The following is a 19,663-nucleotide window of genomic DNA, read 5'->3' on the forward strand; positions in this document are numbered from 1 at the left end:
GCAGCGGCCCCGCACCATTTGGTGCGGGGCCGCTTTCGTCTGTCCCGCCTCGGTGGGTGGGGTGTCGTCGCTTCGACCGTGCTCCAGCCGGATTTCGGTACACAATTCTCTCAATTGCACAGTGAGGAACCTGAGCAGTCCGAAAGAATCTGTACCTAAAGCTCACTCGAGCCGATGGGGGGGCACCCCTGCCGGTGGGGATGCCTCGGTGGGTGCCGCCTCGGTGGGGATGCCTCGGTGGGTGCCGCCTCGTTGATTGTTCGTCCGAGTGAGGGAATCCTGAGGACGAGCTGCTTGCGGCGAAAGTAGACTGGTGCGCATGCGTTTCACCGGCTCGACTGCTTCCTCACTACGCGCCCTTCCACTGAGCATCATCGGCTTCGCCGCCGCGCTGCTGATGGTCGCCGCGCAGCTCGTCCACTCCCCCGCCCCCACACACGCGGTGCCGCAGCCGGCGGAGTCGACAACACCGGCGTATGTCAGTCCAGAGGACCTCGGTGACGGTGCGAAGCCGCCGGAGCCGACGGGCACGTCCTGGCTTGTCGGCGACCTCGACTCCGGGGAGCTGCATGTGGCGAAGAATGTGGAGAAGCGGCACGCTCCGGCGTCGACGATCAAGCTGCTCACGGCTCTGGCGCTCGTGGACGAGTTCGACGACAGGAAGAAGAAAGTGACCGCCGAGTTCGAGGACATGGAAGTCGATGGGACGAAGGTCGGTCTCATGCAGACGAACAAGTACTCCATCGATCTGCTCTTCCACGCGATGCTGATGTCGAGCGCCAATGATGCGGCGAATGCTCTGGGTCGTGCAGCCGGCGGGCAGGACAAGGCCGTGAAGCTGATGAACGAGAAGGCCGCCGAGCTGGGCATGTCGAATACGCAGGCGAAGAACACCTCGGGACTCGATGCAAAGGGCCAGTACACGACCGCTGAGGACCTCATGAAGCTCGCGTGGGCGGTGTGCGAAGACGACTACCTCATGAAGGTCATCGGCACGGAGACGTTCAAATTCCCGGGCGGAAAGAACCCGCAGACGAAAGAGAAGTTCAAGGGCTACGAGATCCAGAACCATACGAAAATCGTCGGCCAGGTCGACGGCGGGCTGGGCCTGAAGAACGGGTTCACTCGGGCTGCGAAGGGCTCGTACGTCGCCGTGGCCGAGCGTGACGGGCACCGTGTGGTCGCGACCATGCTCGGCATCGACAACAACTCTCGCCAAGTAGCCGTCGACCTGCTCGATTGGGATTTCGCCCAGAAGGACCCGAAATCGCTGCAGACCGTGCCCGTCGGGGTTCAGGCCACCGCCGAGGCGGCCCCCACCGCCACTGGCAGCTCGAGTGATGCCGGGGGCGCCGAATCGGATTCGAGCGGAACGACGGAGTCCCAGAAGTCCGATGAATCGGAGCCATCCATAGCGTCCCAGACTGTCGGTGCAGCACTGGACAATCCCCTGGCGCTCGTCCTCTTGGCGGGTGGGGTCGTACTCTTCATCGCCACGGTGATCCTGTGGCTGCGAATCCGGGCACGGATGCAGGGCCGACGATAGGAACATTCAGAGCCTCCTCGGCCAGAGGCCGGCAAAAACGATTTGCAGGTCCACCACGGCGAGAGGATCAGCAGTAAAGTTCGGTGCCGCCCCGGCGAGATTCCCGGCGGTAAGGTCGGTCGGCCTGGGCCCAGGGATCTGCCCTCAATTGGACAACGTCGACATAGACGCGTTACGCTTAGAACTTGCGTTCGAAGTTGTCCGCATTCATCGAACCGATCGTTGCGTTGCTCCTGACGACAAGCTTTTGAAGTCGTAGGCCCCGATCATGGTTCGACTTTGCAGATGAATGTTCCGGACACTGTGTCTCTTCGAATCGCAGATCCCCATGGCGACCACCCAATCGCCGTATTGAGAACCTGAAGAATAGCGCGCGTCGTTGCCTGCTATTCACAACTGAAGAAAGGAGGGAACCATGTCTGAGTTCCCACAGTGGGTCCAGCGCGGACTCGCACACGCAGGAATGATCGATCCCCGGATCAGCCGTCAGGCTCCTGGTGAGATCACGATCGAAGATGCGACCGGCCGTGTTGTGCTGTTCACCGGCACTTCGCTGCGTGAGATCACGCCGATGGCCGCCGCCTGATAAACCTCGGTCACCCCGATCTGCAGGGATCAGCACGGCCCAACCGGGTCGGCCCGATCCTCACTGATTGAGAAGACGCCCACTTGCTGCCGGGTTTTAAGCAGCGGGTGGGCGTCTGTCATTCACGGCCGCATCGAATACGGCTACACTCCCCTATGACAACGGCCAACGGCCCATCCGAGCGAGTGTGCTCGGATGGGCCGTTTCGGCATCTGTGGCGCGAGGACTCAGAAGTCCCAGTCGTCGTCTTCGGTGTTCTCAGCCTTGCCGATAACGTAGGACGATCCCGAACCGGAGAAGAAGTCGTGGTTCTCATCGCTGCCGGGCGAGAGAGCCGCGAGGATGGCCGGGTTGACCTGCGTGACCTCCTTGGGGAACATCGCTTCGTAACCGAGGTTCATCAGCGCCTTGTTGGCGTTGTAGTGGAGGAACATCTTGCAGTCCTCGGACAGTCCCACCGAATCGTAGAGGTCGTGGGTATAGGCGACCTCGTTCTCGTAGAGCTCGAACATGAGGTTCATCGTGTAGTCCTTGAGCTCCTGCTTGCGCTCCTCGGACTGCGACTCCAGACCCTTCTGATACTTGTAGCCGATGTAGTAGCCGTGCACGGCCTCATCGCGGATGATCAGACGGATGAGGTCAGCGGTGTTCGTCAGTTTGGCGTGTGCCGACCAGTACATGGGCAGGTAGAAGCCGGAGTAGAAGAGGAAGGACTCGAGCAGCGTCGAGGCGACCTTGCGCTTGAGCGGATCGTCACCCCGATAGTAGCTGAGGATGATATCCGCCTTGGACTGCAGGTACTTGTTCTCACGCGACCAGCGGAAGGCCTCGTCGATCTCCTTCGTCGAGCACAGGGTCGAGAAGATCGAAGAGTACGACTTCGCGTGCACGCTCTCCATGAACGCGATATTCGTCAGCACCGCCTCTTCGTGCGGCGTGACCGCATCCGGGATGAGCGAGATCGCACCGACGGTGCCCTGAATCGTGTCGAGCAGGGTCAGACCGGTGAAGACGCGCATCGTCAGCGTCTTCTCATCGTCGGTCAGAGTCGCCCAGGATTGGATGTCGTTGCTCAGCGGGACCTTCTCCGGCAGCCAGAAGTTGCCGGTCAGGCGGTCCCAGACCTCGTCATCGATCGGATCGACGACGCGGTTCCAGTTGATGGCATCGACATGCGATGCCAGAGTCAGATTCTCCAACGCTCTCTCTCTTCCCAAAGTGCTGTTCGTCGTAAGTACGTGCTGTCTGCGCGGCAGACGAAAGTCATGTGTGCAGGCCCAGCCGGCGACTTGGGACCCGCACGAAGCCGGCAGACCGATTCACATCGGTCCGCCGATTCCATCATCAGAGCATGCAGGAGACGCAGCCATCGACCTCCGTGCCCTGCAGGGCAAGCTGCCGGAGCCGGATGTAGTAGATGGTCTTGATGCCCTTGCGCCACGCGTAGATCTGCGCCTTGTTGATGTCACGAGTGGTGGCGGTGTCCATGAAGAACAACGTCAGCGACAGCCCCTGGTCCACATGCTTCGTGGCCTCGGCATACGTGTCGATGATCTTCTCGTAGCCGATCTCGTAGGCATCCTGGTAGTACTCGAGATTGTCGTTGTCCATGAAGGGAGCCGGGTAGTACACGCGGCCGACCTTGCCCTCCTTGCGGATTTCGATCTTCGATGCCACCGGGTGGATCGACGAGGTCGAGTTGTTGATGTAGGAGATCGAACCGGTCGGCGGCACGGCCTGGAGGTTCTGGTTGTAGATGCCGTGCTCAGCCACTTGAGCCTTGAGCTCGCGCCAGTCGTCCTGGGTCGGGATGTGCACGCCTGCTTCGGAGAACAGCTCGGTCACACGAGCGGTGCGCGGCTGCCAGACCTCATCGGTGTACTTGTCGAAGTATTCGCCTGTGGCGTACTTCGACCGCTCGAAGCCGGCGAAGGTCTCACCGCGCTCCTTCGCGATTTCCATCGACGCCCGCACACAGTGGTAGGCGACGGTGTAGAAGTACATGTTCGTGAAGTCCAGGCCCTCATCGGAACCGTAGTAGATGTGCTCACGAGCAAGGTAGCCGTGGAGGTTCATCTGCCCCAGGCCGATGGCATGCGACATGTCGTTGCCGCGGGCGATCGAAGGCACGGACTGGATGTTCGAGGTCTCGGCGACCGCAGTGAGTCCGCGGATCGCGGTCTCGATCGTCTGCCCGAAGTTGCTCGAGTCCATCGTCAGAGCGATGTTGAGCGAACCGAGGTTGCAGGAGATGTCCTTGCCGACGACGTCATAGCCGAGATCGTCGTCGTACTTGCTCGGTTCGGAGACCTGGAGGATCTCCGAGCACAGGTTGGACATGATGATCTTGCCGTCGATCGGGTTCGCCTTGTTGACGGTGTCCTCGAACATCACGTACGGGTAGCCGGACTCGAACTGGATCTCGGCCAGAGTCTGGAAGAACTCGCGGGCGTTGATCTTCTTCTTCTTGATCGCCGCGTTGTCGACGAGTTCGGTGTACTTCTCGGTGACGTTGATGTCGGAGAAGGGCACACCGTAGACGCGCTCGACGTCATAGGGGCTGAAGAGGTACATGTCCTCGTTGCGCTTGGCCAGTTCGAAGGTGATGTCCGGGATCACGACGCCCAGGGACAGGGTCTTGATCCGGATCTTCTCATCGGCGTTCTCGCGCTTGGTGTCGAGGAACTTGTAGATGTCGGGGTGGTGGGCGTGCAGGTACACGGCACCGGCACCCTGGCGGGCTCCGAGCTGGTTGGCGTAGGAGAACGAGTCCTCGAGCAGCTTCATGACGGGGATGACGCCCGAAGACTGGTTCTCGATCTTCTTGATCGGTGCACCGGACTCGCGGATGTTCGTCAGAGCGAAGGCCACGCCGCCGCCGCGCTTGGACAGCTGCAGAGCGGAGTTGATGGACCTACCGATCGACTCCATATTGTCTTCGATGCGCAGCAGGAAGCAGGAGACGAGCTCACCGCGCTGCTTCTTGCCGGCGTTGAGGAACGTCGGGGTGGCCGGCTGGAAGCGGCCGGCGATGATCTCGTCGACGAGCTCGGTGGCCAGAGTCTCGTCTCCGCGAGCCAGGAAGAGAGCGACCATGACGACGCGGTCCTCGAAGCGTTCGAGATAGCGCTTTCCGTCGAAGGTCTTCAGCGTGTAGGAGGTGTAGAACTTGAACGCGCCGAGGAAGGTCTGGAAGCGGAACTTCTGATCGTAGGCGCGCGTCGAGAGCTGCTCGATGAAATCGAACGAGTACTGCTCCAGAACCTCGGGCTCGTAGTAGTCCTTCTCGACGAGGTAGTCGAGCTTCTCCTTGAGGTTGTGGAAGAAGACGGTGTTGTTGTTGACGTGCTGCAGGAAGTACTGCCGGGCAGCCTGCTTGTCACGCTCGAACTGGATCCTGCCGTCCTCGTCGTACAGGTTCAGCATCGCGTTGAGCGCGTGGTAATCCAGATCCGTCTCTTCGCGGATGATGTCCTCTACATTGCGGTCTTCAGCGAGCTCGCGCACAGTTTGTCCAATCCTAGGTTGACAGCGTCGACATCTTCCTGAGTGCCCAGGAGTTCGACTCGATACATGAGGGGTACTTGACACTTTGCCGCGACCTTGAAGGCCGCGCGGCAGTAGTCCATGCCGAAGTTCGTGTTTCCGGCGCCGATGACACCGACCAGATGGCGCCGGTTCTCTTCGACATTGAGGAACTTGATGACTTGTTTGGGAACAGCCCCACGATTGCGACCGGCCCCATAGGTGGGGGTGACGAGAACGAATGGCTCATCCACTCGCAGCGTCGGCTCCTTGGTCAACGTCGGCAACCGCACTGCCGGGTGACGCAGCTTCGCGACGAAGCGGTGCGTGTACTCGGAATTGGCGGAGAAGTAGACCAGCAGCATTGTCAGGCCACGACGGACGCAGACTGTTCGCCGGTCAGGGTGGCGATCTTGTCCGGACGGAAGCCCGACCAGTGATCGTTGTCGGTGACGACGACGGGAGCCTGCATGTAGCCCATGGCCTTGACGACGTCGAGGGCGTTCTCGTCGACGCTGAGATCCACCGACTTGTACTTCAGGCCCTTGGCGTCGAGAGCACGGTAGGTGGCGTTGCACTGGACGCAAGCTGGCTTGGTGTACACGGTGATCATGACGACTCCTTCATTCTGCTGTGCAGTTCGGCATTCTGATGGCTGTGACCGTGTCCCGTCAACTGCTCGATCATGATGAATATCACGAGGCGCAGGCTCAGGGGCGACCACTAGATGTTGTGTTCGGGTTAGACCTTACCCCTATATCCAGTGTTACACCAGTGTCATTTGCAGGTTCCACACCCTGTGTCATCACCGTCCACAATCGTCCACAGGCTGTGAACGACACTCATGTAGTTCGATCACCTGCGAGGACGCTGGGATCGGCGGCTTCGGGGCCGATTTTCGACCCGTTCTCCACCTCCGTTTTCCACCGCTGTCCACAGGAAAAATTTTTGCCTGTGGGCATGTCGCGGAGCCCACGACCGACGATTCCGAACTCCCTCGTGCGGCACCGGTCACGTCGAGGCAGAGGCGATCATCACAGCACCTCCTCACATCCGTCCGTCGGTTCCATCGACGCTACAGCCCGGTCCTGACATGAGATGGCCGTGCTGTGAATGCAGGTGGCGGACGGAGGCACGTCGGACTTGGCACTGCTCCGTGTGTCAGCACTGCAACGTTCTCGGCTGTTGCGTGTCAGTGCCAGCCAATATGCTGGAGACCACAGAAACGCATCAGACGGCGTGGCTGAACGACCACAGTGACACCGAAAGACACGCGGCATCGAGGCACCAGTGACACCGAGAGACTGAGGGACCATGACGGCAACGGCACCGGCGAACACGCAGGAGATCGCGCACGCACAGACGATCCTCAAGGCTCTGGAGTCCTACCTCGACGATTTCGTCGTCGGGCAGCAGCGCCTGCGCGAATCCCTGCTCATCGGACTTCTCTCCAGCGGTCACCTGCTGCTGGAGAGTGTGCCGGGGCTGGCGAAGACCACGGCGGCCGCGGCTCTGGCCAATGCCGTGGACGGCAAGTTCTCCCGCATCCAGTGCACCCCGGATCTGCTGCCGGCCGACATCATCGGCTCGCAGATCTACAACGCACACGAGGGGTCGTTCAACACCGTGCTCGGTCCCGTGCATGCGAACATCGTCCTGCTCGATGAGATCAACCGGTCGTCGGCGAAGACCCAGTCGGCGATGCTCGAGGCCATGCAGGAGAAGCAGACGACGATCGGCGGCAAACGCTTCGACCTCCCCCGCCCCTTCCTCGTCATGGCCACGCAGAACCCGATCGAACAGGAGGGCACCTACCAGCTGCCCGAAGCCCAACTCGACCGGTTCATGATCAAGGACCTGCTCACCCACCCGAACCCCAGTGAAGAGGTCGAGATCCTCTCCCGCCTCGACTCCGGGGTCTTCGACAAGGACTCGGTGCCCGATCCGGCCTGCTCGCTCGACGATGTCGTGACCATGCAGAGCTACGCCCGCACCGTCTACATCGACCCGGCCATCACCCGCTACCTCGTCGAACTCGTCCACGCCACCCGCAATACGACGAAGTACCTCGGCCGCTTCGCCCCGTTCATCGAATACGGAGCCAGCCCGCGTGCCTCCATCGCGTTCACGAACGCCGGCCGGGCGCTGGCGATGATCCGCGGCCGCAACTACGTCATCCCCGAAGATATCAAGGACCTCGCCCACCGAGTGCTGGCCCACCGCATCCAACTCAACTTCGAAGCCGCCGCCGAGAACATCACGAGCGCCCAGATCGTCGATGCCCTCCTCATGGCAGTGCCCACTCCCTGATCGGCTGCCGCGATGACTGTCCTGCTCAACCGAATCAAGGCGCGGCTGACCATCCACGCCCATCGGAGGACCCGGCGCCTCCTCGACGGCGACTACTCCTCGGTCTTCCACGGCCACAGCCTCGACTTCGACGATCTGCGCGACTACATCCCCGGCGACGAGATCCGCGACATCGATTGGAAAGCCACCGCCAGGCACACAGAACCCCTGGTCAAACGCTATGTCGCTCACCGTCGGCACATCCTCGGCCTCGTCGTCGACACCTCCCGGAACTTCGACGCCGTGACCTCCGCCGGAGCCGACAAACGCCACCTGGCCATCCTCATGGCCGGGATGGTCGGCTACCTCGCCGTCCGCCACGCCGACGACGTCATGCTCATCCACGGAAACGCCGGTCACACCACCGCTTCCCCGCGGAAAGGCAGCGAGGCCCACCTCGAGCACCTCCTGCAGCAGATCCTCGCCGAGACCGGCAGCGACTCCCCCGGGTCGATCAACACCCAGCTGCAGTGGATCACCAGCCATATCAATCATCGGATGCTGTTGGTCGTCATCTCCGATCAGGCCCCGCTGGGACCGGAGGCCGAAGCGACGATCCGTCGGCTGCGCGCCCAACATGAGGTCCTGTGGATCACGATCACCGACGCGGACCTCGCGGGACTGCCGCCCGCCTCGGCGCCGTTCGACATCGCCCGACCCGACCATGGACTGCCTACCTCGGTGATGACGAAACCCGAGGTCCGACAGGAATTCGCCCTCGCCGAGGCGGCCCGTCGTCAGCAGCGCATCGACCTTCTCTCCAAGCTGGGCATCGCCCACATCGAAATCGACCATCCGAAGTCGGCCCTCGGCCGACTGCACACTCTTCTGCTGAGGCACCGCCGTGGGCCCCGCTGAACTCATCGGGCCTCTGGAGGTCTCACCGGCGTGGTACGTGGCAGCCTGCTTCGTCCTGCTGCTGGCGTGCGGAAACCTCTTCGCCCCGCTCTTCCGCGCCGCCGCCGGGGTCACCTCAGCGGATGGACCGCGCATCCCGATTCCCGTGCGCAGCACCTACCTCTCCCGCATCAGCGCCGTGGAGACGGGTCTGACCGCAGAATGGGCGGACGTGCGCGAATCGGCACAGCAGCTGGCGACGATCGTGCGCGAATTCGCCCATGACGCATGGGGCGTCAAAGCCGAGCACCTGACCTACCGCGATGCAGCAGTCGCCGGTCTCGACGACCTCGCGCAGTGCCTGCTCGGCCTCTACGAGGCGGAGTTCGCCGAAGCCGAACCGGCCGGCCTGCAGCCGCAGATCGCTGAGGCCCGGACGTTGGTAGCGCGATGGTCCTGATGTTCTGGTGGCTGGCGCTCATCCTGCTGGCCCTCGCCGCAGCCGCCGTCTTCTGGCTCCGCCGTCCGAAGACGACGGAGTCCTCATTGGCCGTGGCCCACAGCGGACGGATGACGAGCCTGCCGAGTTTCCGCAGGGCCATGCGCAGACGGCTGGTGACCACGGTCGCCCTCCTCGGTGTCATCGTCCTCACCGGGCTGTCCGCACTGGCGGGAGTCGCACGTCCGGCCTGGGTGGAGACGGTCAACCCGGAACGGAAAATGCGCGATGTCATGCTCTGCCTCGACGTGTCCGGGTCGATGCTCGGCTACGACGCCGACCTGCTCGAGTCCTACCAGGAGCTCGTCGACCGCTTCGACGGCGAACGCATCGGCCTGACCGTCTTCAATGCCACCGCGGTCTCCGCATTCCCGCTCACCGACGACTACGACATGGTCCAGAACTACCTCGCCGAGGCCGAGGAGGGGTTCCGCACCTGGGGTGCAGAGGGCACCGACTACTCGTGGTCGACCTCTCCGCCGAACATCGGCGGCTCCTCACTCATCGGCGACGGACTCGTCAGCTGCGTCGACAACTTCGACCGACAGGACGAGGACCGGTCCCGGTCGATCATCTTCGCCACGGACAATATGCTCGCCGGTGAGCCGCTCTTCGAACTCAACGAAGCCGCCGATATCGCCGTCGACGCAAAAGTCCGCGTCTACAGCCTCTCCCCTCCCTCGGTGCTGACGACCACTCAGACGAAGGAGCTGCGATCCGTGTCCGACCGTACCGGCGGCGAACAGTTCGACATGGGTTCGGCCTCGACGATCGACCGCATCGTCGAGGAGATCCAGAGCCAGGAAGCGGCGAACACCCCCGGCCGTTCATACACGATCGTCCACGATATGCCGGTGGTTCCGCTCGCACTCGCCGCCTTCGGCCTCGCCGGAGTGTTCGTGCTGGCGTGGAGGACGAAATCATGATCTTCGATCCCGTCTTTACCTGGTTCGGCTGGGGCTTCATCGTCCTCGCCCTGCTCACCGTGTGCATCATCCCCGCCATCCGCGGCGACGGAGCACGCTGGAAATGGTTCGCCCGCATGGGTGTCGTCGCCGTGCTCGCCATCGCACTGGCACGCCCCGGCATCCCCATCAAATCCTCGACCGAGGAGTACGAGGCACGAGCCGATGTCTACTTCGTCGTCGACGTCACGACGTCGATGGCCGCCGAGGACTTCGACGGGGACAACACCCGCCTCGAGGGGGTCAAGGAGGACATGCTCGAACTCTCCGACGCCTTCCCCGGCACCCGGCTGAGCATCATCACCTTCGCTTCGACCGCAGCCACTGTGATGCCGCTGACGACCGACCACGCCGCCTTCGCCTCCGCCGTCGACGTCCTCGAACCCGAATCATCCATGAATTCCAGAGGCTCATCGATCACCGAGGCCGGTGAGGAGCTCGATAAGCGGATGACCTCGAACGATGAGGACCGCCCGGAGAACAAGAACGTCGTGTTCTACTTCGGCGACGGTGAGCAGACCGTATCGGAGAATCCGGAGTCGTGGTCGCCGTTCGCCTCCCGCATCGACAGCGGCGCCGTCTTCGGATACGGCACCGATCAAGGCGGGAAGATGCGCGACAGCCAGCCTTTCGGCTTTGGGTCCGGTGTCGGTGATCCCGGCAATGCGCCCGGCATCGGCGACCCCGATGACCCAGATGACGATCAGGCACCTCCCGAGTACATCCAGGACCGCAACGGCAATCCGGGGATCTCGCAGATCGACGAGGGCAACCTGCGCCAGATCGCCTCGGACCTCGACGTCGACTACCACCACCGGAACGGAAACGGCGCGATCTCCAGCGTCTACACCGCCCCGAAATACGATCAGGCCCTGGTGAAGAAGGACGGCCGGGTCACCGTCGACGAATACTATTGGGTCCCGCTCATCCTCGTCTTCGCGTGGATCGCCGTGGAGCTCGTCTTCGGAGTCCGCGAATACCTTCGCCTCAAGGCGATCACCCCCAAGCGACCTCACCGAGGCGGCCCACCCGGTCCCGGAGGTCCGTTTGGTCCCGGAGGCCTACACGGCCCCAGCGGATCGGTTCCTTACCAGCCGGTGCCCTACCAGGGAGGTCCGCGATGAACCGCCTGCAGAATCTGTGGTCACGGCTGCGTCGGATCACGAAGATCAACCTCATCCTCGGCACAATATTCGCCCTGGTCTTCGGCTATATCGCCATGGCCACATACTTCGGAACAGCCTCGCAGGTCAGATACACCTCGAATGACTTCCCCGGTGCCAAGAAGGCGGCGACGGCGTTCCTTCGGGTCAGCCCGTTCCAACGCCATATCGGCTACTTCAACCGCGGCACTGCCGAGGCGGCCGTCGGCGACTACGACGCTGCCCAGACCGATCTCGAAGCCGCTCTGGAGATCGCTCCGACCTCGGCCGAATGTGCCGTGCGGATCAACCTGTCCTTTGTCTATGAGAAGCAGGCAGATCAGATCGCCTCCCAGGACCCCGACCAGTCGCAGGAACTCTACGACCGTTCGCTGAAGACCCTCGAAGACGCGCCCGAGGAATGCCAGCCGAAGAAGAGCGAAGAGAAGCAGAAGAGCAGCCAGGCGAAGGAACGCGTCGAGGACAAGAAGCAGGGTGAGAAAGCCAAGGACGAGGGAACCGACGGCAGCGAGTCCGAGGACGAGGATTCGCAGGAGAAGGACTCCGGGGACGAGAAATCCTCCGGGGATGAAAGCCAGGACCCCGGGGAAGAGGAGGAGAAACCGGACGATTCCTCAGGCAAGTCCGAACGTGAGAAGAAGCGGGACGAGCTGGAGAAGCGCCGCGAGGACTCCGAACGACAGCAGCAACAGCAGGGTCCCGGCGGCGACGGGGGCCGGTCGAACCCGGAGAAACCCTGGTGATCCTCGTCGACGAGGTCTGACCCCTCCGGGGCGTGGTGGCAGCGCTGATCCGCTGTGACATCATGAGTCCATGAACGTCTCCGACCCCGTTTCTTCAGATTCTGCGTCCACCTCGGCGCCCGGGACTTTGTCCTCGAGCGCATCCGACTCCACCGTTTCGGCGTCCGCACCCGTTGCCCCGTCACCGCGGCTGCGGGCCGCGTTGGAGACCTTCCCGCCCTATATTCCGGGCAAACCTCCCCGCCAGGTCGAGGGCCTACAGTCGTTCAAACTCTCCTCGAACGAGAACTTCCTGCCTCCCCTGCCGGCAGTGCTCGAGACCATGGTCGCTCACGCGGCGAACCCCGCGCTCTACCCCGACGACGCGGCGCTGGCGCTGCGTCAGGGACTGGCCGACCGCCTCGGTGTCGGACTGGATCAGCTCGTCGTCACGACCGGTGCCAGCGAACTGCTCGTCGCTCTGACCCAGATCACCTCGGACGCCACCACCGAGGCGATCTATCCGTGGCCGTCGTTCGAGATGTATCCGCAGACCACCGGGCTCGTCGGGTCCGGCCGCCACGAGGTTCCGCTGACAGCTGAGGGTCTCCACGACCTCGACGCGATGGCGGCGGTGATCACCGAAGACACCCGTCTCATCATCCTGTGCTCACCGAACAATCCGACGGGCCCGGTGCTGCGCGACGACGAGGTCCGCGCCTTCCTCGACAAGGTGCCTGACCACGTCCTCGTCGCACTCGACGAAGCGTACTGGGAGTTCGCCACCGTGCCCGGACGAGCCGATGGACTCGGTCTTGTCCGCGACTATCCGAATCTCGTTCTGCTCCGCACATTCTCCAAGGCACACGGACTCGCCGGGCTGCGTGTCGGCTACGCCGTCGCCCATCCGCCGGTCATCGCAGGACTGCTCAAGGCCGTCATCCCCTTCGGCGTCACCGACCTCAGCCAGGCAGCCGCCCTCGAATCCCTCAATCATTGGGACGAGGTGCTCGAACGGGCCGGCGAGATCGCACAGACCCGAGATGCCTTCGCAGCCGCACTGCGCGAACAGGGCTGGGAGGTGCCCGAAGCACAGGCGAACTATGTCTGGCTGCCGCTGGGTGAGAAATCTGATGCCTTCGAAGATGCCTGCGTCGAACAGGCCGTGGCCGTGCGCAACCTCGGGGCCGGTGTGCGCATCAGCATCGGCGAAGACGAAGCCCTCGCCCGAGTGCTTGAGATCGCCGAACGCTTCCACATCGAACACTTCGAGGACTGATCGAAGAGCACCGCCGCGCAGCACACCGTGCCGAGCGGTCGGTGAGAGGTGGGCCTAGAGTTCAGCGAGTTCGAGTGCCAACGACACCGCCTGCAGCGTTTCGGCACGGGAGAGGTCCCGGCCGAGCAGCTTCTCGATCTTCGCCAACCGTGCCCGCACAGTATGCCGGTGGACTCCCAACTCAGCGGCAATGCGCTCGCGTGCCCCGGACGCGGCGATGAAGGCCCGGAGAGTCTCCAACAGTTCCTCACCGCCGCGAGCCCGAAAGAGTTCGCCGAGAACCCGATCGACGAATCGGTCGGCAGCCTCCTCATCGACCGCCGACAGCAGCGCCCTGACCTCGGAGGCCTCGGACTCGTGCTGGGTCCGCCACAGCATCCACGTGTGATGGAGCTGACCCAACGGCAGCCTCTTCTCCGCAAGCACGTCCAGACCGGTGACCTCGGCGGCCCTCGTCACCAGCTCATCGAGTCCGCGTTCCTGCGCCCCGACCACCCCGAGCAGCGAACCGGTGCGAGTGAGCAGGCTCCGACCGACGATATCGGCGATGAGGCGTTCGGCGGAGTCCCCACGGACACCGCCGAAGATGCGCATCCCCACCGTCGACACCGGTGCCAACCCCGTCGCCCGAGTCCACTCCCCACGTGCTTCGTCGCCGCTGAGATCGGCGTCGAAGAGCAGCGCGCGACCGGAGGGAGCGGGCAGATCCGCCAACGACATCGCCAACAGCGCCGAGGCGGTCGACAGCAGCAGGGCACGCGTCTTCGGAGATCCGGCCGCCTCGGCGGGGGTGAGGATCCACCCGAGCGGATGATCACCTCCGATCGGAACGGCCTCGACGATCCGCGAACCGGTGCGGATGAGGCGAGTCCCCGTCGTCGGCTTCAATGATTCCTCGATGAGTGCCGAACGTACGTCTTCCTCGGCGTCGTCCCCGCTCAACGCCCTGCCTGTCGGCGAGACGAACCGGACCGGACCCTCCAGCGTCTCCGCCAGATCGGCCACAAGCGCCGCGGGCCCCTCCCCGGCCAACGCGGTTGCGAAACGGCGGGCGGCGCTGCTCGCCCGGGTCAGCTCCCGGTTGGTCTCGGCCTCACGCATCCGGGTGAAGGCATCGACGACGGCGACGAACGGAACCGGCTCGGGCACGCCGAACAGCGCCAGCCCCGCCTCCTTCGCGGCGGCGATGAGCTTCGGCGGAACCTGCTGCCACGGCAGGTCGTAGCCCAGTCCGATGCCGAGCGCATGCACGCCGACAGCCTTGAGGCGGCGCACATAGTCCCCGACCGTGTCGCCGCCGAGGTCCTGACCGACCCCGATCGTCAGCAGCACCTCACCGCCGGCAAGCCATTCGTCGACCTCCGGCAGCTCCGAGGAGTGCACGATCGTGACGTTCTGCTCCGCTGCGGTGGGCGAATCGACGATGACTTCGAGCGCGAGTTCTGCGCGTGACCAGATCTGCTCCAAGGTGACCATACACCCGATTCTATCCATTCCGGACAGTAGTGGTTTCAATTGCTCCCTACTGGATATCGGTGTTGCGTGACCCACGTCCTAGGCTGAGGGCATCACCTCCGGCCCGCTCGGGTCGGGTCAGCCGCTACGACGAAGGAGCAAGCCAGTGACGTCTCAGCCGCTCGGCCCAGCCGACTACAGCAAGACACCCCGCTACGCAGGACCCCCGACGTTCGGACTGCTGCCGCGCATCGACGAAGTCGAAGCCGAGCGTCCCGGCGAGAAGATCGACGTCAAGGTCATCGGCATTCCCTTCGACGCCGGCGTCAGCTACCGTCCCGGTGCCCGCTTCGGGCCCGCTCACATCCGCCAGTCCTCGAAGCTGCTGCGCCCCTACAACCAGGCCACGAACGTCCACCCGTTCACCTGGCAGCAGGTCGCCGACTGTGGTGACCTCGGCGTCAATCCCTTCGACATCGAAGAGGCCATCACCACCGTCGAGGCCAACGCCGACGCCATGCGCGCCGACGGGGCCAAGCTGCTCACCCTCGGCGGGGATCACACCCTGGCCCTGCCGAACCTGCGCTCCCTGCACAAGACGCACGGCAAGATCGCCGTCCTCCACTTCGATGCGCACCTGGACACCTGGGACACCTACTTCGGCGCGCCCTACACGCACGGCACTCCCTTCCGTCGCGCCAGCGAAGAGGGCCTCATCGATATGACTGCCTCGATGCACATCGGCATCCGCGGCCCCCTCTATGGGAAGAAGGACCTCGAGGACGATGAGGTGCTCGGCTTCCAGATCATCCGCAGCGACGAATACCAGTTCACCTCCGTCCAGGACGTCGTCGCCCGGATGCGGGGACGCCTCGGCGACGCTCCGGTCTACCTGTCCGTCGACATCGACGTCCTCGATCCGGCGGCCGCACCCGGCACCGGCACCCCCGAGGCGGGTGGAATGACCAGCCGTGAGCTGCTCAACTCGATCCGCGGGCTCCAGGGACTCAATGTCGTCGGCGCCGAGATCGTCGAAGTCGCCCCCGCCTACGACCATGCCGAAGTCACCGGACTCGCCGCCGCTCATGTCGGCTACGAGGTCCTGTCCCTCTGGGCGGCGGAGAACAACGGAGTCACCGCTCCCTCCGGCCCGTCCGGCAGTGCCCTGGGTATCTGAATGAGCACCGAACTAAATGTCCGCAACGGCGGTCGTGCAGTGGTGGCGACCCTCGCCGCCCACGGTGTCGATACGATCTTCGGCATCCCCGGCACCCATAATCTCGAGTTCTATCGGCATCTGCCGGAGTTCGGGATCCGCGCCGTGACTCCTCGCCACGAGCAGGGAGCAGGCTACGGTGCCGACGGGTACTTCCTCGTCTCCGGCAAACCCGGGGTCGTCATCACGACCTCGGGGCCGGGGCTGACGAACGTCATCACCGCCGCCGCGACCGCCTATGCCGAGTCCCGACCGATGCTCATTCTCTCCCCCGGTGTGCCCACCGGGTTCGAGCGCGCCGACGTCGGCATGCTGCACGAGACGAAGGACTCCTCCGGTGCGGTGGGCCACCTCCTCGTGTCCTCCCAGCGCACCCGCACCGCAGAAGGTGCAGCGCAGGCCGTCGCAGAGGCGTTCGCCATGTTCGACTCGGCCCGTCCCGGGCCCGTGCACATCGAGGTTCCCCTCGACGTTCTCGAGGGAGCCTGGAACGGCAGCGTTCCGGTCCCGTTCGCGGGACGTCGCCCCGGGCTCGATGACCATGTCGTGGCCCGCGCCGCCGAGGCGATCGGTTCGGCGAAGCGTCCGATGGTCGTCGCCGGCGGTGGTGCCAGAAGAGCCCACGCCGAGGTGGCCCGTCTCGTCGAGGCCCTCGACGCTCCGCTGGCGACGACGGCCAACGGCAAGGGCATCGTGTCCGAGACGCACCCGCTGTCGCTGGGCTCGAACGTGCGCTTCGCCAGCGTGCAGGCCGAGTCCGCGGCCGCCGATGTGCTCATCGTGCTCGGCTCCGAATTGGCTGACTCCGACCTGTGGGGCGGGGTCATCGGTGCGCAGACGAGCATCGGTGTGCGTGATGAGTCTGCCGGGCAGACCGTCATCCGCTGCGATATCGACCCCGACCAGCTGAACAAGAACCTGCCCGGGGACATCCTCGCCTGCGCGGACACCGGCGAATTCCTCACCGCGCTCATGAGCGCGCTCGGAATCGGAAACGACGGCGCCGCCTCGGCGAGCGTTGATGGAACGGAATCGTCCGGACGAGACGGATCGGCCGCCTCGGCGAAGGAAGCCGGCGCCGATCGGGTCGCCCGGATCCGGGAGACCTGGGCCACCGATTTCGACTTCGATGCGATCGGCGCCCGGGTCACCCGGCTCGTCGAAGAAGGTGCGGGATCGACCGTCGTCATCTCCGGTGACTCCTCGCAGGTCACCTACGACGGCACGGTGCACGCACTGACGGCGAGCACACCCGATCAGTTGCTCTACATGCCGGGATTCGCCACCCTGGGCTACGGCATTCCCGCCGCCCTCGGAGCGAAGGTCGCCGATCCCGCGCGACCGGTCGTGTGCATCCTCGGCGATGGTGCGGCCATGTTCTCCATCCAGGAGCTCATGACCGCTGCCGAGCTGGGACTGGGCATCCCCTTCGTCGTCGTCGACAACGGCGGATATGCGGAGATCGAGGGTCAGATGGTCGACCGTGACATCGACCCTTCGCTGTCAGGCTCGCCCGTCCGGACTTCGCGAAACTCGGCGAATCCATGGGCGGGGCCGGTGTGACGATCGCCGAGGCGGACATCGATTCCGCTCTGCCGCGGGCCATCGCCGAGGCGCTCGATCGCACCATGCCCACCGCCATCCACATCACCGTCGGTCACTGAGCCGATCCAACAGAAAGGGCCGCTGTGGACTCTTTGGTAGTCATCATCTATCTCGCCGCCATGGTGGGATTCGGAGTCTGGGGCCGCTTCAAGGCCCATAACCAGGAGGACTTCCTGGTCGCAGGGCGCCGCCTCGGCGGACTGCTGTACACCGGAACGATGTCGGCCGTCGTCCTCGGCGGCGCGTCGACGATCGGCGGTGTCGGCCTCGGCTACACGGCCGGGCTGTCGGGAATGTGGCTCGTGTTCGCGATCGGCTTGGGAATCATCGCGCTCTCGCTGTTCTTCGCTCCGAAGATTCAGAAGCTCGAGATCTACACGGTCTCGCAGATGCTCGAACTCCGCTACGGCAAGGGCTCCCGCTTCGTTTCCGGAGCGATCACGACCGCCTACGGTCTGATGATCTCGACGACGTCGACGGTCGCCTACGCCACGGTCTTCCATGCCCTGTTCGATCTCAACAAGGTGTGGTCGGTGCTCATCGGCGGCGGCATCGTCATCCTCTATTCGATGCTCGGCGGCATGTGGTCGATCACGCTGACGGACTTCGTGCAGTTCTTCATTCAGACGATCGGCATCTTCCTCATCATGCTGCGCCTCGTGCTCTCGAAGTCCGGAGGCATCTCCGAGCTGTTCTCCTCGCTGCCGGACACGCACACCTCTCCGGTGGGCATCGGCTGGGAGGCGATCCTCGGCTACATCCTCATCTACACCCTCGGTCTGCTCATCGGCCAGGACATCTGGCAGCGCGTGTTCACCGCCCGCAGCCCGGGTGTGGCCAGGTGGGGCGGTTTTTCTGCCGGCGTCTACTGCCTGCTCTACGCTGTCGCCGGTGCGCTCATCGGCATGGCCGCTACGAAGATCGTGCCCGGCATCGAGGTCCAGGACGATGTGTTCGTCGCCGTCGTCGATGCCTCGATGTCTCCGGTACTCGCCGGCATCGTGCTCGCTGCGGCTCTGGCCGCGATGATGTCGACGGCCTCGGGTTCGCTCATGGCCGCCTCGACCGTCTGTCGACAGGACATCGTCGAACCGATCCTCGCCCGCAAGGACATCGTGCCTGAAGGCGGCGACGGCGACGGTGCGGGAGCCGGTGCGAAGGATACGGCGACGGATGGTGCGGCCGCCTCGGCGAGTGCGTCCGGCATTTCCGGCTCGGAATCCGGTTCTCACTCGGTTTCCGGCGCGAAGTCGACGCTCGTGCGGTCGCTGGTCCGCGAGACCGGAGATGAGGTGCGCGACTCGCGCATCTACCTGATCGTGCTCGGCGTCGTCACGCTGGTGCTCGCGATGATCATGCCCAGCGTCGTCGAGGCGCTGACCGTGGCCTACAACCTGCTGGTGGCCGGTCTGTTCATCCCGATCCTCGGCGGTCTCGTGTTCAAACGCGGAACGATCGTCGGCGTCATGGCCGGCATGATCCTCGGCGCCGTGACCACCATCGTCGTGATGATCCTGGCGGGCATCTACGCCAACGAGGCCATCTACCTGGGCCTTATCGCCTCGCTGGTCGGCTACCTCGTCGGGTCCTTCGCGTCGAAGCCGACCTCGCCCGAGGTCATGACCGCCTGGAAGGAACGCATCACCCGCTAATTGCTACCTGACGGCGGCTCAGCAAACTCGCGCTGGAGTGGTCCCCAATAGTTGGACTGCTGTGGGGTCAGCATAAAGCAGTTACCGGCTGTTCGGCTGTGGCGGTCTTGGTCCGATATTCCATCGGGGCAAGACCGCCAAGCCGTTTCGCCATATATTCCTGGGACCGCTGATGGTGAGATAGCCGCGTGATAGCCACCATGTACAACGCAGAATTCAACCTACGATCACCACTGCGATTCAGCCTGAACCTGACCACATTCC

18 protein-coding genes are annotated in these 19,663 nt (G+C 63.9%); 12 read left to right on the forward strand and 6 right to left on the reverse strand.

What is annotated here, in order from left to right; genetic code table 11:
* Nucleotides 1-319: 319 nt before the first annotated feature.
* A complete protein-coding gene (locus BI49514_RS12575) occupies nucleotides 320-1,546 on the forward strand; it encodes a D-alanyl-D-alanine carboxypeptidase family protein (protein WP_101546860.1) in 1,227 nt (408 codons plus the stop codon).
* Nucleotides 1,547-1,961: 415 nt separating this feature from the next.
* Nucleotides 1,962-2,132, forward strand: coding sequence for a hypothetical protein (locus BI49514_RS16590; RefSeq protein ID WP_155807412.1), 171 nt, complete (start codon nucleotides 1,962-1,964; stop codon nucleotides 2,130-2,132).
* A gap of 227 nt (nucleotides 2,133-2,359) precedes the next feature.
* Here the strand turns inward: BI49514_RS16590 and nrdF are convergent, their stop codons facing one another.
* From nrdF to nrdH, 4 genes are all read right to left on the reverse strand, one after another.
* Nucleotides 2,360-3,331, reverse strand: coding sequence for a class 1b ribonucleoside-diphosphate reductase subunit beta (gene nrdF / locus BI49514_RS12580; protein ID WP_098731519.1), 972 nt, complete (start codon nucleotides 3,329-3,331; stop codon nucleotides 2,360-2,362).
* Nucleotides 3,332-3,476: 145 nt separating this feature from the next.
* A complete protein-coding gene (nrdE, locus tag BI49514_RS12585) occupies nucleotides 3,477-5,603 on the reverse strand; it encodes a class 1b ribonucleoside-diphosphate reductase subunit alpha (protein ID WP_257904130.1) in 2,127 nt (708 codons plus the stop codon).
* A gap of 5 nt (nucleotides 5,604-5,608) precedes the next feature.
* The gene (gene nrdI, locus BI49514_RS12590) at nucleotides 5,609-6,022 is read right to left on the reverse strand and encodes a class Ib ribonucleoside-diphosphate reductase assembly flavoprotein NrdI (RefSeq protein WP_101546862.1); all 414 of its coding nucleotides are present in this window, start codon (nucleotides 6,020-6,022) and stop codon (nucleotides 5,609-5,611) included.
* Nucleotides 6,023-6,024: 2 nt separating this feature from the next.
* Complete coding sequence (gene nrdH, locus BI49514_RS12595) at nucleotides 6,025-6,270, reverse strand: glutaredoxin-like protein NrdH (protein ID WP_025778731.1); 246 nt, start codon at nucleotides 6,268-6,270, stop codon at nucleotides 6,025-6,027.
* Between the two features lie 701 nt (nucleotides 6,271-6,971).
* On the opposite strand from nrdH, the gene BI49514_RS12600 reads away from it, so the two are divergent.
* The 7 genes from BI49514_RS12600 (at nucleotide 6,972) to BI49514_RS12630 (ending at nucleotide 13,471) form a co-directional block, all read left to right on the forward strand.
* On the forward strand, nucleotides 6,972-7,967 hold the full coding sequence (locus tag BI49514_RS12600; RefSeq protein ID WP_101546863.1) for an AAA family ATPase: 996 nt from the start codon (nucleotides 6,972-6,974) through the stop codon (nucleotides 7,965-7,967).
* Between the two features lie 12 nt (nucleotides 7,968-7,979).
* Entirely contained in the window at nucleotides 7,980-8,864 is an 885-nt protein-coding gene (locus BI49514_RS12605) for a DUF58 domain-containing protein (protein ID WP_101546864.1), read from the forward strand.
* Entirely contained in the window at nucleotides 8,851-9,303 is a 453-nt protein-coding gene (locus BI49514_RS12610) for a hypothetical protein (protein WP_101546865.1), read from the forward strand. The genes BI49514_RS12605 and BI49514_RS12610 overlap by 14 nt, the downstream gene beginning before the upstream one ends.
* Nucleotides 9,294-10,268: a vWA domain-containing protein gene (locus BI49514_RS12615; RefSeq protein ID WP_101546866.1), complete on the forward strand. Its 975-nt coding sequence runs from the start codon at nucleotides 9,294-9,296 to the stop codon at nucleotides 10,266-10,268. The genes BI49514_RS12610 and BI49514_RS12615 overlap by 10 nt, the downstream gene beginning before the upstream one ends.
* A complete protein-coding gene (locus BI49514_RS12620) occupies nucleotides 10,265-11,431 on the forward strand; it encodes a vWA domain-containing protein (RefSeq protein WP_101546867.1) in 1,167 nt (388 codons plus the stop codon). Before BI49514_RS12615 ends, BI49514_RS12620 begins: the two co-directional genes overlap by 4 nt.
* Nucleotides 11,428-12,213, forward strand: coding sequence for a tetratricopeptide repeat protein (locus BI49514_RS12625; RefSeq protein WP_101546868.1), 786 nt, complete (start codon nucleotides 11,428-11,430; stop codon nucleotides 12,211-12,213). Before BI49514_RS12620 ends, BI49514_RS12625 begins: the two co-directional genes overlap by 4 nt.
* Nucleotides 12,214-12,283: 70 nt before the next feature.
* Nucleotides 12,284-13,471 carry a histidinol-phosphate transaminase gene (locus BI49514_RS12630; RefSeq protein ID WP_101546869.1) on the forward strand — a complete coding sequence of 396 codons (1,188 nt, stop codon included), beginning with the start codon at nucleotides 12,284-12,286 and terminating at the stop codon, nucleotides 13,469-13,471.
* Nucleotides 13,472-13,525: 54 nt separating this feature from the next.
* On the opposite strand, the gene BI49514_RS12635 is transcribed toward BI49514_RS12630, so the two are convergent.
* Nucleotides 13,526-14,947, reverse strand: coding sequence for a PucR family transcriptional regulator (locus BI49514_RS12635; RefSeq protein ID WP_101546870.1), 1,422 nt, complete (start codon nucleotides 14,945-14,947; stop codon nucleotides 13,526-13,528).
* Between the two features lie 145 nt (nucleotides 14,948-15,092).
* Between BI49514_RS12635 and speB the strand changes: the two genes are divergently transcribed.
* From speB to BI49514_RS12650, 3 genes are all read left to right on the forward strand, one after another.
* Nucleotides 15,093-16,103 (forward strand): agmatinase, encoded by a 1,011-nt coding sequence (gene speB, locus BI49514_RS12640; protein ID WP_101546871.1) that lies wholly within the window; start codon nucleotides 15,093-15,095, stop codon nucleotides 16,101-16,103.
* Nucleotides 16,104-17,705: a thiamine pyrophosphate-binding protein gene (locus BI49514_RS12645; protein WP_244195170.1), complete on the forward strand. Its 1,602-nt coding sequence runs from the start codon at nucleotides 16,104-16,106 to the stop codon at nucleotides 17,703-17,705.
* 125 nt (nucleotides 17,706-17,830) lie between these two features.
* Nucleotides 17,831-19,399: a sodium:solute symporter family protein gene (locus BI49514_RS12650; protein WP_101546872.1), complete on the forward strand. Its 1,569-nt coding sequence runs from the start codon at nucleotides 17,831-17,833 to the stop codon at nucleotides 19,397-19,399.
* A gap of 67 nt (nucleotides 19,400-19,466) precedes the next feature.
* On the opposite strand, the gene BI49514_RS17310 is transcribed toward BI49514_RS12650, so the two are convergent.
* Complete coding sequence (locus tag BI49514_RS17310; protein WP_420836300.1) at nucleotides 19,467-19,658, reverse strand: transposase; 192 nt, start codon at nucleotides 19,656-19,658, stop codon at nucleotides 19,467-19,469.
* Between the last annotated feature and the right edge of the window lie 5 nt (nucleotides 19,659-19,663).

The organism is Brevibacterium iodinum ATCC 49514 (assembly GCF_900169265.1).
In the GTDB taxonomy this organism is placed as follows: Bacteria; Actinomycetota; Actinomycetes; order Actinomycetales; family Brevibacteriaceae; genus Brevibacterium; species Brevibacterium iodinum.